This is a genomic window from Gordonia sp. ABSL11-1 (assembly GCF_030315685.1).
In the GTDB taxonomy this organism is placed as follows: domain Bacteria; phylum Actinomycetota; class Actinomycetes; order Mycobacteriales; family Mycobacteriaceae; genus Gordonia.
On the sequence record NZ_JASXSI010000104.1, the window covers coordinates 1 to 509 of the forward strand.

1 pseudogene is annotated in these 509 nt (G+C 65.4%); it reads right to left on the reverse strand.

Annotation, left to right across the window (positions count from 1 at the left end):
• A pseudogene (locus QSJ19_RS26635) lies at positions 1 to 466 on the reverse strand (HNH endonuclease); the annotation flags it as partial.
• Between the last annotated feature and the right edge of the window lie 43 nt (positions 467 to 509).

The following is a 509-nucleotide window of genomic DNA, read 5'->3' on the forward strand; positions in this document are numbered from 1 at the left end:
TGCGGTCTTCGGCGGCGGGCAACCCGCCGGTGTCGTCGGCGAGGACGTTGCCCAGGGTGCGGGCGCGGTCGAGGATGGCGGCGGGGGTGGCGCCGGAGAAGTGTTGTCCGAGAAGATCTGTCACATGGTTGAGACGTTGGGTGTCGTCGATCGGTTCCGGTGATCTTTTCCCGATGTGCTCGACCCCGCGGACGATGGCGTCGATATGTTCGCCAGAGATGACGCCGTCGACGGCATGCGCCGACAGGGTGGGAAGCAGCGCAAGCGCTCCGGCGATACGAACGTAGCGCTGCGCCACAGACGGGGCGAAACCCATGACGATCAACAACTCTCGAGTGGTGCGTCCGTGGTCTTTGGCCACCCGCAGTCGTTCGAGTGTGCCGGTCAGCTGTGCTGCGTGGTGATCGATCAGATTCCGGATCGTGTACAGGGCGCGCATCTCCTCGAAGGCGCTCTGCCCGGTCATGGACTCGTGGTCGAGGTGGACAGCGCGCAGGGCGTCGCCGATG